At 36.8% G+C, this 13,470-nt stretch carries 11 protein-coding genes; 2 read left to right on the top strand and 9 right to left on the bottom strand.

Annotated features, from left to right (window positions below; translation table 11 throughout):
• Window positions 1-81: 81 nt before the first annotated feature.
• From AC06G9_RS00795 to AC06G9_RS00785, 3 genes are all read right to left on the bottom strand, one after another.
• Window positions 82-2,487: a TonB-dependent receptor domain-containing protein gene (locus AC06G9_RS00795; RefSeq protein WP_480957371.1), complete on the bottom strand. Its 2,406-nt coding sequence runs from the start codon at window positions 2,485-2,487 to the stop codon at window positions 82-84.
• Window positions 2,488-2,685: 198 nt separating this feature from the next.
• The gene (locus tag AC06G9_RS00790; protein ID WP_480957370.1) at window positions 2,686-4,359 is read right to left on the bottom strand and encodes a PspC domain-containing protein; all 1,674 of its coding nucleotides are present in this window, start codon (window positions 4,357-4,359) and stop codon (window positions 2,686-2,688) included.
• Between the two features lie 12 nt (window positions 4,360-4,371).
• Window positions 4,372-4,725, bottom strand: coding sequence for a PadR family transcriptional regulator (locus AC06G9_RS00785; RefSeq protein WP_045754597.1), 354 nt, complete (start codon window positions 4,723-4,725; stop codon window positions 4,372-4,374).
• Window positions 4,726-4,905: 180 nt separating this feature from the next.
• Between AC06G9_RS00785 and AC06G9_RS00780 the strand changes: the two genes are divergently transcribed.
• Window positions 4,906-5,286: a VanZ family protein gene (locus AC06G9_RS00780; RefSeq protein WP_248755015.1), complete on the top strand. Its 381-nt coding sequence runs from the start codon at window positions 4,906-4,908 to the stop codon at window positions 5,284-5,286.
• Between the two features lie 41 nt (window positions 5,287-5,327).
• On the opposite strand, the gene AC06G9_RS00775 is transcribed toward AC06G9_RS00780, so the two are convergent.
• Together AC06G9_RS00775 and rlmN are read right to left on the bottom strand one after the other, a co-directional pair.
• A complete protein-coding gene (locus AC06G9_RS00775) occupies window positions 5,328-6,023 on the bottom strand; it encodes a ComF family protein (RefSeq protein WP_480957369.1) in 696 nt (231 codons plus the stop codon).
• 182 nt (window positions 6,024-6,205) lie between these two features.
• Window positions 6,206-7,270, bottom strand: a complete 1,065-nt coding sequence (rlmN, locus tag AC06G9_RS00770) for a dual-specificity RNA methyltransferase RlmN (protein WP_480957368.1) — start codon at window positions 7,268-7,270, stop codon at window positions 6,206-6,208.
• A 305-nt stretch (window positions 7,271-7,575) separates the two neighbouring features.
• On the opposite strand from rlmN, the gene AC06G9_RS00765 reads away from it, so the two are divergent.
• A complete protein-coding gene (locus tag AC06G9_RS00765) occupies window positions 7,576-8,061 on the top strand; it encodes an N-acetyltransferase family protein (RefSeq protein WP_480957367.1) in 486 nt (161 codons plus the stop codon).
• Between the two features lie 54 nt (window positions 8,062-8,115).
• Here AC06G9_RS00765 and AC06G9_RS00760 read toward each other — a convergent pair whose 3' ends face one another.
• The 4 genes from AC06G9_RS00760 to AC06G9_RS00745 all read right to left on the bottom strand — a co-directional run bounded on the left by AC06G9_RS00760 (window position 8,116) and on the right by AC06G9_RS00745 (window position 13,410).
• Window positions 8,116-8,697: a MiaE family protein gene (locus tag AC06G9_RS00760; RefSeq protein ID WP_045754601.1), complete on the bottom strand. Its 582-nt coding sequence runs from the start codon at window positions 8,695-8,697 to the stop codon at window positions 8,116-8,118.
• A gap of 81 nt (window positions 8,698-8,778) precedes the next feature.
• Window positions 8,779-9,819 carry an LLM class flavin-dependent oxidoreductase gene (locus AC06G9_RS00755; RefSeq protein ID WP_480957366.1) on the bottom strand — a complete coding sequence of 347 codons (1,041 nt, stop codon included), beginning with the start codon at window positions 9,817-9,819 and terminating at the stop codon, window positions 8,779-8,781.
• A gap of 305 nt (window positions 9,820-10,124) precedes the next feature.
• Entirely contained in the window at window positions 10,125-10,808 is a 684-nt protein-coding gene (locus AC06G9_RS00750) for an AcvB/VirJ family lysyl-phosphatidylglycerol hydrolase (RefSeq protein ID WP_480957365.1), read from the bottom strand.
• A gap of 7 nt (window positions 10,809-10,815) precedes the next feature.
• A complete protein-coding gene (locus AC06G9_RS00745; RefSeq protein WP_094771901.1) occupies window positions 10,816-13,410 on the bottom strand; it encodes a phosphatidylglycerol lysyltransferase domain-containing protein in 2,595 nt (864 codons plus the stop codon).
• Between the last annotated feature and the right edge of the window lie 60 nt (window positions 13,411-13,470).

Below are 13,470 nucleotides of genomic sequence, written 5' to 3'. Positions count from 1 at the left end.
AAAACCGCAAGTACTTTCGTACTTACGGCCTACATATTAAATAAACATTAAAACTATTTACATTTGTGAAGCAAGATGCTTTTATAAAGCTCGTTGCTTTTCTTCATTATCGGTATTCTTTTTCTTTGCCGCATTTTTCAAATTCCCAAATTTGTAAGAATAGGTCAAACGAGCCACTCGACGATCTTGATTTTGTCGGATCTTCGTATTAAAAGATGAAAAATTGGTTGATAGATTTTGATTGCTTGTATTGAAGATATCTGATACAGCGAGCTTAAGCGAGCTTCTTTTATCTTTAAAGTTTTTAGTAAGACCGATCTGTGCATCCCAACGGCTCTCCAATTTATAAATATTGTATGTGAAAGGAGAGAAATAACGTAGGTTCATTTCTGCAGATAATGAAGGTGACAGCTTAAATGTGCTCATCGAATTGACCTGAAATAGAAAACTCGTACTATTTACTATATCTCCTGCGATGGCTCCATCAAAATTCATATATACTGCGGTGATATTATTATAAGAAGACCAGAATTTTGTCACCTGTACCGGCATGCTTAAATTTAAAAAAGCCGAATTGTTTTTCCCTAGATTTTCACGTGTCACCCAAGTCGTTTTTTTAACAGAATCTTGTCCCATACTTTCCACGATTGCATCTGTCTGCGCATTGTAGCCTAAGGAAATCGTGTATTTTTTATAAAGCGTATAGTTCAAATTTAACTCATTTGCATATTGCGGATTCAAATAAGGGTTACCACGTTCTGAAGTATACTTATCAATAAAATAATCAAAGGGATTGAGCTGGCGGTAATTTGGTCTTGTTACTTTTCTCGAATAACCCAAAGAAAATATATGATTTTCATGGGCATCATAACTCAAATTTGCCGATGGGAATAAATCAAAATAATTTCGTTTTACCTGTTTGCTTTCTGTAAGCGAGTGACCATCTGATAAGGTATACTCTCCACGTAATCCCGCTTTAATTCCCCATTTTCCTATTTGATTGTCATAATCAACATAACCTGCCGCAATTTGCTCTTTATAGATGAAATGATTTGATCTGTTGACAATATTGGTCCACTTGTCATCTAATTGTTCTTCAAACAAGAGGTTATTATCTGACTTCACATTTGAATATTTTACCCCTGTCTCCAGATTGGAAGTTTTACTTAAGGGTTGATTGTAATCCAGTTTTGCAACATAGATATCAATTCCTATTGGCATCTCACTTCTTAAGATCTCTGGATCATGTATCAATTGATTGTTTTTGTCAAACAATCTATTATCATAATCAGCCTTTTTGCTATTTTTAAATTGGCTCCAATCCAAATCCAAGATCAATTTTTTACCCGTTGAATCAATCTTAAACTCGTTATTGAAATTGAATGAATAACGGTTAAAGCCTTCTTTAAACTGGGTCATGGAAATCAATGTAGAATCGATTGTGGTCAATGGTCCTATCAAAGATTTGCTATCATTGTCATTGAGCTCGACATTATTACTTCCATTAAATTGCAAAGACATTACATTACGATCCGAGGTTTTCTGTTCAACTCCAAATTTGTAGGTATGTGTCCTATCTTTGATATGCAGATTTGATTGTTGATCAAATAATGTTTCCATTCCATTGTTGGAAATGATGCGCTCTATATTAAGTCGATTGATATATTTATCGTCACTGTAAGAGTAAGATCCAAAGTAAGTCGTATTATTCTTTTTGTAGTTGAGTGACAAAGCTGAATTACCTCTAAATTTTTCACCTAATCCAGCAGTTGCAGAAAAGTTTCCATTAAAACCTTCCATTCGATTTTTCTTCATCACAATATTGATCGTTCCGACAGCTCCCTCCGCGTCATCTTTGGCAGTACGTGATTTAATAACTTCAACAGACTTAATCTGGTTTCCATCTGTACTTTTTAGTAGGGTCGTCAGCTGCTCTCCCGTCATATACGTTTGGCGGCCATCGATGGTAACTTTTACTCCAGATTGTCCCATGAGCTGTAAGTTATTGTCATTATCCAAACTAACACCAGGTGCGCGCTGCACAATATCTAAACCATTATTTCCTGCGGCCAATGGTGAATTTTCAACATTTAAGATTAGCTTTCCTTGTTTATTTTCTACAAGAGGTTTCTTTCCTTCTACGGTTACTTCAGACAAGGTATTGCTGCTCGGTATAATCTGCAGATCGGGTATTTGCTGTGCTGTTTTATTAAAATTAATAATAGCGGAGCGTTTCACTTCATAACCAATCATTCTAGCTTCTACATAATATGATCCCGCTGCAACATTTTCGAAAGAATATTGTCCGTCCTCTTTGGTAAAGGCTGTTTTTAAAATTATATGATTAGTACTGTGGATCAAATAAGCAGTAACAGCACTCATTTGTTCATTTTTTTCATTCACCACCTTACCTGTTATGCCCACCGCTGCCCATAGCAGTTGTGCACTGATGGCAAATAAGATTGTTAGTAATAGTTTAGTTTTCATTGAGTATAGGTTGTTCTATCCGAAATAGAAATGTTGACTAGTTAGTATAGGTTTTGTATAGAATGTTACAATAAGATTGATTTATTTAAAAAAAAGGGGCTTAACAGGCTTAAAGCCCCTTTTTTGTTAGATTTAATGGTGCCTTTCATGAAAAGGGCTTTCGGAATGAAGGTCTTTGATGTTCTTCTATGAACAGCGTTATTTTTTCTTCCCTTTTGTTTCTACGACAACAGTGCCCGGTGAAATGCTGATGATCGTATCGCGTCTTTCGATTACTGTATCTACTACTCCGTTTTCCTCTGTATCGTATTCTGTTTCAGCAATTTCTGGAAGAGCGCATTTCAAACCTAAATTTGTCATCACCCATTCTGTTTCTTTGATATCCTCATTGCTGTAACGATCCAAGCATTCGTAATACGAGATATCAGCATAGTTATGGCTCAAATCTCTATTTAATAATACTTTTGCTCCAACTGGAAGGTAAATCGTAACATTGACCTTTTGATCTCTATATAATTCATTTTCAGCTAATCTAAAATGACTATCGAAAATAATGCTCGTACTATCCTGAACGGCTTTGTAATTAATGGCAGATGCTCTTTTCGTTGCTAAATTATAATTAGCCCCCTTAGCAGAATATTCGTATTTGATATATGGCATCTGAGCAGAGTCGATCCGCTCAAAACGAATTCGGATATCGTCCTGTAAATATTCAGATAAATTCGTTCCCCTTATTTTTAGATTCGTGCGGGCATCGTCACCATTTATTTTGATCACTCGCACATCACGTTCCTGAATGCGGTAAATAGATCTTAATGCTAATGGTTTTTCTTCGACAATCTTACTTTCCTCTTTGAAATCCTTAGCGACCGATCCAGAATAGTAAATGATACCTCCCAAAGAAATCATCCACACTAAAAATAATGAGGTAGTGAGGTAATTATTCATCGGTCTGCGATCAAACAATAGCCGAATGATCAGATAAAATAATCCCGCAAATGGAATCCCGATAGCTAAAAATGCAGCTGTCAGTGCCCAAGGTGCTTGTGTTGGGTCGATCAGGTTTAGGGGTTCAATAATACCTCGATCGGTCACACCTGCGATTCCCAAGCTAAAAAAGATAAGTGCAATAAGCAATGATATTAAGCTTAAACCTATTGAAAAGGCAACAATCAAACCGATTACTTTTGCAAAAATCTTGACAATCTCTCCAAATGCCGTTCCCGCAGATTCAACACCTCTATTGAATGTACTTCCAGCACCCGAAAAATTATCCTTGAGACCACTCAACTCTTCCTCAAAACTTCTTTTAAAATTTTGAATATTGGGTGATTCGCCGCGCATTTCCATACGATCTGCTCTGGTAATTGCAATTGGCATGACGATCCACAAAATGATATAGACCAAAAATCCGGAACCAAACACGACGACGAATAAAACAAACAAAAGCCTAACCCAACGTGCCTCTATGCCAAAGTAATGGCCCAGTCCACTACATACACCACTGATCACTTTATCTTCAGGGTCTCGCATCAGCTTTTTACCAGTTCGAAAGTTAGCATAAGCATTGTTCGTCTGCTGATCGCTATATTGTTGATCTGTGTCATTGATTTCAAAATCACTAACACTTCCCATCTGTGCAATTACGGCATTTACATCGTCCATATTCAGTACCTCTTTGATGCCGGTCTGAATCTTCTCTGTAAACATTTCTGCAATACGATTTTCGATATCCTCCAAAATCTCTTTGCTATCTTCTGAACTTCCGAAATGTTTTTTAATATCAATCATATAATTGCGCAACACATCATATGCGTCCTCTTCTATATGAAAAACGATACTATTTATATTGATAATTATAGTCTTGTTCATGGTATGTATAGGTTATATTGATTTGTCAATTTTATTAATTCGATCTGCTAGGGACGTCTCCACCGCAAAAACCAGTTCTTTCCAAGTGACATCTAAAATGTCAAGAACTTGAAGTCCTTCATTGGTGATTTCATAATACTTACGGGGAGGACCAGAAGTGGACTCTTTCCATATGTAACTCAGCAAACCGTTATTCTTAAGTCTTGTCAATAGCGGATATAATGTTCCCTCTACAACCAAGAGCTGTGCTTTCTTCAGTTCGCTGATGATATCCGATGCATATATTTCCCCTCGGGAAATAATAGAAAGAATACAATATTCAAGTATCCCTTTGCGCATCTGTATTTGTGTATTTTCAGCTATCATAACAATACAAAGATATATGTTTTATTATGTACTATGCAATACATAGTACTATATAAATATCAATATTTTTCTTAAATACCTGTAAATCAGGTTAATAATTTTACTATGTGTTTCATAACATTATTTCACTTTTCTTGTATTTATGATTATTTTAGCACGAAAATTGATTATAAGGAGAGCATGATTAGATTATTATTAGATTATAAATGGGTAATGCTTTGGGCAGTAATAGTAATCTTACTTTGCTGTATGCCGGGACAGAATTTTGAAAAAGTACCGTCTTATCCCGGAATGGACAAACTTGTTCACGCGGGTATGTTCTTCGTTTTCTGCACTTTGATTTACAATGGTGTACTGGTGCAATTCAAAGGCCGCCCCACAAAATGGGTCCCGGTATTGGTGGTTAGTATTTTAGGTCTTCTTTTCGCTTTGTTGACAGAAGCATTGCAACTTTATATATTTACCTACAGATCTGGCGACTGGTGGGATCTTTTTGCAGATAGTGTAGGAATAGGTATGGCGGGATTCGCGTACTTGCTTTTTTATGTACGGAGAAAATAAAATTTAGTACACTAGGATTTGGCAGGAGCCACATCTCAACACTAAGCCCGCGCTAAAGTTAATACCGATAGGATACAGCCTGCCGCAACAAGTTGTTCTGCGGCAGCCGTTAATGTGGCTCCGGTGGTCAAAACATCGTCCACCAATAACACATGTTTCCCTCTTAGACGATCTTGATCGGGACACATAAAGACATTCAAAACATTGTCATATCGCTCCAGTCTGGATTTTTTAGTTTGGCTGATGTTATCTTTTTCACGAATCAATCCATGTTCTAAAATTGGTTTTGACAACCCCATTCCAATACCTTTTGCCAGATAAAAAGATTGATTATACCCCCTTTTGTTTAGCTTGTTTTTGTGTAAGGGAATTGGAATAATAACATCAACATCTGTAAATACATCACTTTTAGCTAATGTTTCACCATACTGCTTACCCAGAAAATAAGCCAATTGGGGTCGATTTGCATATTTTATTTGATACAAAATCCGTTCTACGCGCGACTTTCTTCGCAACAAAAACATAGCAGCAGCATGTTCAAATGGAAATTTACCCCAGAGCTGACGTGCTACCTGATTATTGGAGTCTAGATGGAAATTTGTAATGGGCAAATGAAATAAACAAGATGTGCAGATATATTTTTCTTGACTAACCAAAATATGGCCACAACCAGCGCAGATCTTAGGAAAAAATAGGGCTGAAAAATCTGATAAGTAATGGAGTAACCGGTTCTTCATATCGACTGTACCTATACCAACTTGATAAATTTTGTTTTATTTACGATCAAAATAGTAAATAAAACAAAATTTATCAAAAGAATCTATGTTATAGGATATTAGAAATTGCTTTCCAACTTGCGTTAACTCCTCCCAAACGAAATGCTGAAAAGAAATATAGATCGTCTATGATGATGATTTGATTAAGCTTCTTGAGCTTCTTTATCTTTAATTGCTAACTGTCCACACGCAGCATCGATATCTTTTCCGCGGCTTCTACGAACATTGGTAATAATTCCTTGATTCTTTAAATAATTAGCAAATACTTCAATTTTATCAGCGTCGGCATTTACAAAACTAGCGAGTGAAATTGGGTTGTATTCAATGATATTGACCTTACAAGGTACATTTTTACAAAATCTCGCTAATTCTTTCGCATCTGCCAGATCATCATTGAAATTATCAAAAACAATATATTCGAATGTTATCGGGCTTTTTGTTTTTGCATAAAAATATTTCAGTGCATCTGCTAAAGCCTCTAAGGTATTTTGTTCGTTGATCGGCATAATCTCGTTACGCTTTTTATCATTAGCCGCATGTAAAGAAAGGGCTAAGTTAAAACGTACTTGGTCATCACCGAGCTTCTTGATCATCTTGGCAATACCTGCTGTGGATACTGTAATACGTTTCGCGGCCATATTAAGACCATCGGGAGAAGTGATACGTTCGACCGATTTCATCATATTCGCATAATTCAAAAGCGGCTCTCCCATGCCCATATAGACAATGTTCGTCAATGGTTGTTGGTACTTTTCTTCTGCTTGTCTAGCGATTAAAACAACTTGATCATAGATTTCGTCTGCATTGAGATTACGTTTACGATCCATGTATCCCGTGGCACAAAACTTACAAGTCAAGCTACAGCCTACTTGTGAACTCACACATGCTGTCATACGTTCTGGTGCAGGAATCAAAACTCCCTCAATAACGTTGCCATCATACAGTGCAAAACTGCTTTTGATAGTACGATCAGAACTAATCTGCGATTGTTTGACTGTAACAGCACGAATAACAAAATTTTCTTTCAGCTTTTCTCGCAAAGGTTTGCTGAGGTTGCTCATCAAATCAAAATCCACACAAGATTTTGCCCAAATCCATTCGTAAATTTGTTTTGCACGGAAACCCTGCTCACCCATTTCAGTAAGCTTCTCTTTAATCTGATCTATCGACAGACTACGAATATCAATTATTTTACTTTTATCAGTCACACGACAAAGGTAAGGTTATTTCTATAAAAATCTTATTTTTATAATGTCATAAAAAGCCGAACTATCTGAATCATAAATTATTACTCTTGTCGATGTTGCTGCAATTTAGTTTACGCATCGGTCGTTCATTTCTTTTGTCCTTGAGATAGATACCAAAGAAGATACCTTAACTAAATGAAAAACAAGTTTATAATTCTTTAAAATACAAGATTAGTTTAAAATGCATCCAAACTTTTCCTAGTTTTGAAATGTGAATCGAGCAACATGTATTCCATGATAAACAAAAAACGATCATAACGCTCCAGATGGAAATTAAACATTTAGAACAACAGCATTATAATGATGTTGCACGCATCTATCAACAGGCAATCGATGCAGGAAACATTACTTTAGCTACAAAAATAAGCCCTTGGGAATCGTGGGATTATGACCATTTAAAAAACATGCGATTTGTTGCTCTGGAAGACAACACTGTTATTGGTTGGGTTGCTTTATCTCCTGTTTTACAACGAACGGGCTATCATGGAGTCACTGAACTCAGCATCTACATTGATGAAAATCATCATGGAAAAGGAATCGGTAAGATTTTGATGCAACATATCATCGATAGTTCCGAACAGGCCGGTATATGGACAATCATGTCATTTATTTTTCCAGAAAATGAGAAAAGTATTGCATTGCACAAGAAGTTCGGTTTTAGTGTCTTGGGTACCCAACATAAATCGGCACAACTGAAAGGCGTCTGGATGGACAATTGTATTTTAGAACGTAGATCAACGATCATATTATAGTAAAAACCCCATTTTCTATAAATTGAAAATGGGGTTTTTACGTTATCGTAATATTTATCCGTGGATCGCTTCCTTGGTACCGTATGATTGTATGAGTTTGCCTTCAAAATCCAGCCATTCTTTCCAACGTTTGTCCACATCTACATCGGTAGAAAATTGACGCGCAAAATTCAGAAAGGTAGTATAGTGATTGGCTTCTGAAACCATTAGATCATGATAAAATTTGGCTAACTCTTCATCTTTTATATGTTGAGACAAGACTCGAAAACGTTCGCAACTTCTAGCCTCAATCATAGCAGCAAATAGTAAGCGATCGATAAAGGCCATATTACGGGAACCATCTTTTTTATTGAATTTCATCAACTGGCCTACATAATCATCTTTACGTTCTTTGCCCAGGGTATAACCTCTTGCTTTAATGATATCAATGACCATTTGGAAATGTTGCATTTCCTCAATAGCAATTGCCGTCAATTCGTGCACCAATTCTTCATGTTCCGAATTGTACATAATTAGAGAAATAGCATTTGAAGCAGCCTTCTGTTCACACCAAGCGTGATCGGTCAGAATTTCTTCTAAATTTCCTTCCGCAATATTAGCCCATCTTGGATCCGTTAACAATTTCAATCCTAACATTTTGTCCTCTCTATTTAAAAAAAACAAAGTTAATCATATCTCAGCGATATAAAAATGTTCCTGTAAAGTTTTGCACTCTCCCTATTCTCCTTTTTTAAGTGCTGCTCTTACCTGTGGAGCAATCTTAGTTCCAAATACCTCAATCGCTTTCATCATTTGAAGATGACTTGGTGCCCCTACATCCATATGTGCAGAAAAACGGGTCAGTCCTAGAGACTCCTGAATTTTCAAGATTTTATCTGTGGCATAATCTGCATCACCGATGATCAGATGCCCGTGTGAAGACCGACCAAAGTCATATTGAGTACGTTGATATGGAGGCCATCCGCGATCACCACCGATGCGATTCATCTGTGCAGAGTAAATTGGATAATAAGCATCTGCTACCTGCTGTGAATCGTCTCCAAAAAGAGCGTGCATATGCACACCTACCTGAAAATTATCCATATCATGGCCATTGTCCGCATATGCTTGTTGATACATCTCTACCAAAGGCTTGAAAGCCTCGTATGTACCGCCAATAATAGCAAACATGACAGGCAAACCTAATTTACCAGCACGAATCACAGAGGATGTAGTACCTCCTATGGCAACCCAGATCGGTAATTTTGGTTGCACCGGACGCGGATATATCTGTTGATTCACTAAGGTAGGTCGAAATTTACCTGTCCAATTGATGGTTTCATGACTATTCAATTTAGTCAGTAAATCTAGTTTTTCCTCAAACAAAGCACCATAATCATTCAAATTATAGCCAAATAATGGAAAGGACTCAATGAATGATCCTCTGCCTGCCATAAGCTCAGCACGACCATTGGACAACACATCTACTGTAGCAAAATCTTGGTAGAGCTTTACTGGATCTGCCGAACTTAATACAGAAACAGCACTTCCCAATTTTATATTTTTAGTAACAGATGCAGCAGCGGCTAAGATAATTTCAGGAGCAGAAACAGCATAATCCCGACGGTGATGTTCCCCCATTCCAAAAAAATCAAGCCCGACTTCATCCATCAGTTTTATTTGTTCAATAATTTGATGTAATTTTTCTTGTGAAGATTGTATTTGTCCAGTTTTGGGATCAATATGCAAATCGCCAAACATTCCTATTCCTAATTCCATATTTTTCTATTTTTTTAAGATTAAACAAACATATCAATTATACTTCTTTAAAAATTGACCTACAACAAGAAAATTAGATTTATTTTTTCTTGACTTGACATCTCCCTCCTATATCACACGTTCCATAGCATAGAAAAGACCATCACTTCAACAACACACAGGAATGAGACTAAATTGAGCCGAGGCCATACAACACATCGTAAACCAATGAACTATATTGTGTAGCTGTAGACATGGATGATCTTTTCACAGGGAGTAGCATGAAGCTCAATCAGGTGATTATTAAATCTGCCCCCATAATATCATTATTTCGATGCAAAATATTTCACTGTTGCCTTCACGAGCTCCAGTGCATTTCCATTAAAATGATGATTCCCTTTTAAAAAGATGGCTTGAAGATTTGCCAAACGGATATTTTTAATCGGGAAGTCACTTTCATCTTCACCTAATACGATCGCTGTTTTTATACCAATCATCTTATTGATTTCGGCAACCACATCCATGCTTCGTTTGATATTACTCCGACCGAGTAAATCTGATACGTGAATTTCCAGATCAGTAGAAGTTGACGGTTCAATAAGCGCAACAGCCTGCAATCTTTTTTTCCAATCTGCTGTCAATTTGTTAACAACAAATGGGATCACATCTGCACCAAACGAATATCCAACAAAATATACATGTTGATTTTTTCTTCCATCCAACAATTGCTCAACACTCTTTGTCAGTTGCTTTGCGATCTGATCGGCAGATTTTTTATCCCAGAAAAAGCTTTTAGAATTTACTGCCCCGACAGTATATCCCTCTTTTCCCAAAAGTTCACAATAGCTCGAAGAAAAACTGTTAAAACCTCCGTCTCCGCTTAGAAAAAGTATCACTGGGTTAGTGGGATTATTATTCCAAATTTTGAGCGACGATTCTTTCTGCTGGCCCATTACTGTTATTTTTATCAAAAACAAGAGTATCAATAATCCTAATTTTGTGCGTATCATCTGCATTCTATTCATGATCAGGCCTCATTACTTTAGACAAAGCTTGCGGCAGTTGTAACAAGTCAAAATCATTGCCAAAAATTAAGTACTTGTTTTCCCAGATCGTCGCATACTTCTCTTTAAAATCTCTCAAGCTCTGATAATGTTTAAAAGACCCCACTTTATCCGCAGCAAACTTCATGATCTGCTCTGCTGGATTATCAGGAGATTCAATGCCACTCATGGGTACCATACCCAAATTGATATATTTACTCCCTTTTTTTCGGGCATAGCTGACCAATTCAACAATCATAGCATCCATACATCCGCCTGGTGCTGTTTCCACTTTCCTAATGAGGTCATACGTACATTCCCCTTCGGTAAAATCAGGAATAATATTTAAAAATGAGACGACTTTAGCCTGATCGTCCTGTACGACGATCACATCTTGTTCAGCAATTGCTACAGCATCAAACTGCCCTTGTGAAAAAATCATCTCTTTCTTATCAAATACGGTCAACCACTCATCAGATACTCTTTTTAATTCCGCAATAAACTGATCATCATGAGGCGCTAACACTAAACGAGTTTTATATCCTTTTTTTTCTAAACTATTTAAGGCATTTCGAAGTGATTTGCGGCTTTTACCTTCCAAGGAAAACAGTGATACATCCATCAATGCCTCCTGTCCGATAACTATTTTTCTTTTCCGAAGCATATTAAAATAGGACAGGCTATTTTCATCTACGCGGTAATAAACAGATTTTAATCCCAAGGAAGCACAATACCGTTCAAATTCGGCAATGACATCATCTTTATCATCATAGGCACAGACGGGTTCATCTAAAACAATTGCAAAAGCTTGACTGATCCGATAGGCAACAAAGCCATCGGTTATTTTAGAAAAATAGAGTTGCTTATCTGCCGCAATTTTAAAATAATCCATAGGTGAACCGCCAAACTGCTTGAGTAATCCCTTTGCTCTATCCAAGTCCTGTTGTTCATTATCCTCCTCTTTAATTATTCGAGGACATAAAAACGTATAAATTAACAGCATCCAAGAAAAGAGTCCTAAAAAATGGGTGATATTCAAAAACTCTCGTCCAAATGTGGTTCGTGGGATCAACTCATCATTAAATAACAAAAAGCTTTGCATCGTATAATAAAGCGATTGCTGCCAAGTAAAATCAACACCAAAATGTTTTTTATCAATCACATAAAAACAAACAAAACCAAATAAACAGACACCGGCTAATGCAATGAAAAACGTTGCAAAACCAATTTGCATCCAATTTTTATTAATCTTGATCCGATATTGCTTTCGATTGGAAATCAATAAAATGATAATAAATAACGATACTAGTGCTTCTTCATAATCTAGTGCTTTACCAATATGACCCAACAACGATAAAAATGAAAAGATAAGAGCAATCCAGTAAGCGGACCGATATCCCTTAATGAGGTATGCCGCACTCACCATAAGACCTAATCCTAAAACCAAAACCATCAACTTCGATGCATGCATCGCTTCGATGGGTAAATAATACTTTTCCAGTCGCATGCGCTCAACCAAAGGTGGTGTAGCTACTGAAATCAAATTGATAATACCCAAGAAGAAAATAGCGATGGCTGGTAAAATACGGGCTATAATCTGTCGCCCTCTCCAGATAAAGGAGATAACACCAAAAAGCAAAGGCAACCAAAATTCAAAGGAACGATATATGATCGTAATACTCAAGCCTTGCTCTTTGCTATAACCATACGACGTTAGGATGTACAGCATGGTAAACTCTACGGCACCAAGTCCCCTCAAAAAAGGAGATACCATCATCAATACGACTGTGATGGTATAGGCTACGGCGGCCGCTTCAAAAGATACATGAGTTTGTAATGCGTGCATACTGATAAATGCGTGAGCAATACCACATAACTCAATAGCAATGGAGATCCCAATAGTCATCCACAAATATCCCTTATGAATATGAGCAGAAAACAGCTCATGCATGTTAACAATCAGTTTCGGAAATTTTATTTCCAACCAGCGGTATAGGCCATTTTTAACTCTGATCGACCAAAAGAATATAAAAGAAAAGCCGAGCAAAATACCCAGTACAACTAATGAAATCCAAGCATTATCAAAACTTTTATGATCAAAAATAGTATACAGAATAATGGGTACACCTATGATAAAAACGGTCAGTAAACCCACATAGCCATATATTGCTCCTGCTTGATGAATTTTTGTTGCATTGAGCTGTTTCTTTCTCAATTGTGAGGTGGTATACGCCAAAGAGCTCACACCGCCAGCGGGAAGAAAAACGCTCAAAAGATTTCTTTTTAAAAACAACTCAATGGCATCCCATAGATTCAATTTTAAACCAATTGATCGAAAGCTAAAGATGTACATGACACCTTGTAGTAATATGTACATGATGGTTATCACCAAACCGACCAACAACCAATTGAAGTCTGCTGCTGCCAACTGCGGACCGATAGATGCAATTTCTTTACGTTCGCTTCTGAAAAATACAAAAGCCAACAAGACAATAAAAACAGCCAATAACTCTTTCCAATAGGTCTTAGGAGATAGTTTTTGGATTCCGCTTAGCAATAATTTCTTCATATCTGTACTGACAAAGTTAGCTCCACTAAATATAAAAAGTATTTACTCACATTAAATAAA

The sequence above is a fragment of the Sphingobacterium sp. MAE genome, from assembly GCF_056711605.1.
This window is presented reverse-complemented; position numbering and strand designations above follow the sequence as displayed.

What these genes read in the sequence shown, in the direction of transcription:
- AC06G9_RS00795 (WP_480957371.1), bottom strand. Translation starts at nt 2,487, where the DNA reads ATGAAAACTAAACTATTACTAACAATCTTATTTGCCATCAGTGCACAA.
- AC06G9_RS00790 (WP_480957370.1), bottom strand. Translation starts at nt 4,359, where the DNA reads ATGAACAAGACTATAATTATCAATATAAATAGTATCGTTTTTCATATA.
- AC06G9_RS00785 (WP_045754597.1), bottom strand. Translation starts at nt 4,725, where the DNA reads ATGATAGCTGAAAATACACAAATACAGATGCGCAAAGGGATACTTGAA.
- AC06G9_RS00780 (WP_248755015.1), top strand. Translation starts at nt 4,906, where the DNA reads ATGATTAGATTATTATTAGATTATAAATGGGTAATGCTTTGGGCAGTA.
- AC06G9_RS00775 (WP_480957369.1), bottom strand. Translation starts at nt 6,023, where the DNA reads ATGAAGAACCGGTTACTCCATTACTTATCAGATTTTTCAGCCCTATTT.
- AC06G9_RS00765 (WP_480957367.1), top strand. Translation starts at nt 7,576, where the DNA reads ATGGAAATTAAACATTTAGAACAACAGCATTATAATGATGTTGCACGC.
- AC06G9_RS00760 (WP_045754601.1), bottom strand. Translation starts at nt 8,697, where the DNA reads ATGTTAGGATTGAAATTGTTAACGGATCCAAGATGGGCTAATATTGCG.
- AC06G9_RS00755 (WP_480957366.1), bottom strand. Translation starts at nt 9,819, where the DNA reads ATGGAATTAGGAATAGGAATGTTTGGCGATTTGCATATTGATCCCAAA.
- AC06G9_RS00750 (WP_480957365.1), bottom strand. Translation starts at nt 10,808, where the DNA reads ATGATACGCACAAAATTAGGATTATTGATACTCTTGTTTTTGATAAAA.
- AC06G9_RS00745 (WP_094771901.1), bottom strand. Translation starts at nt 13,410, where the DNA reads ATGAAGAAATTATTGCTAAGCGGAATCCAAAAACTATCTCCTAAGACC.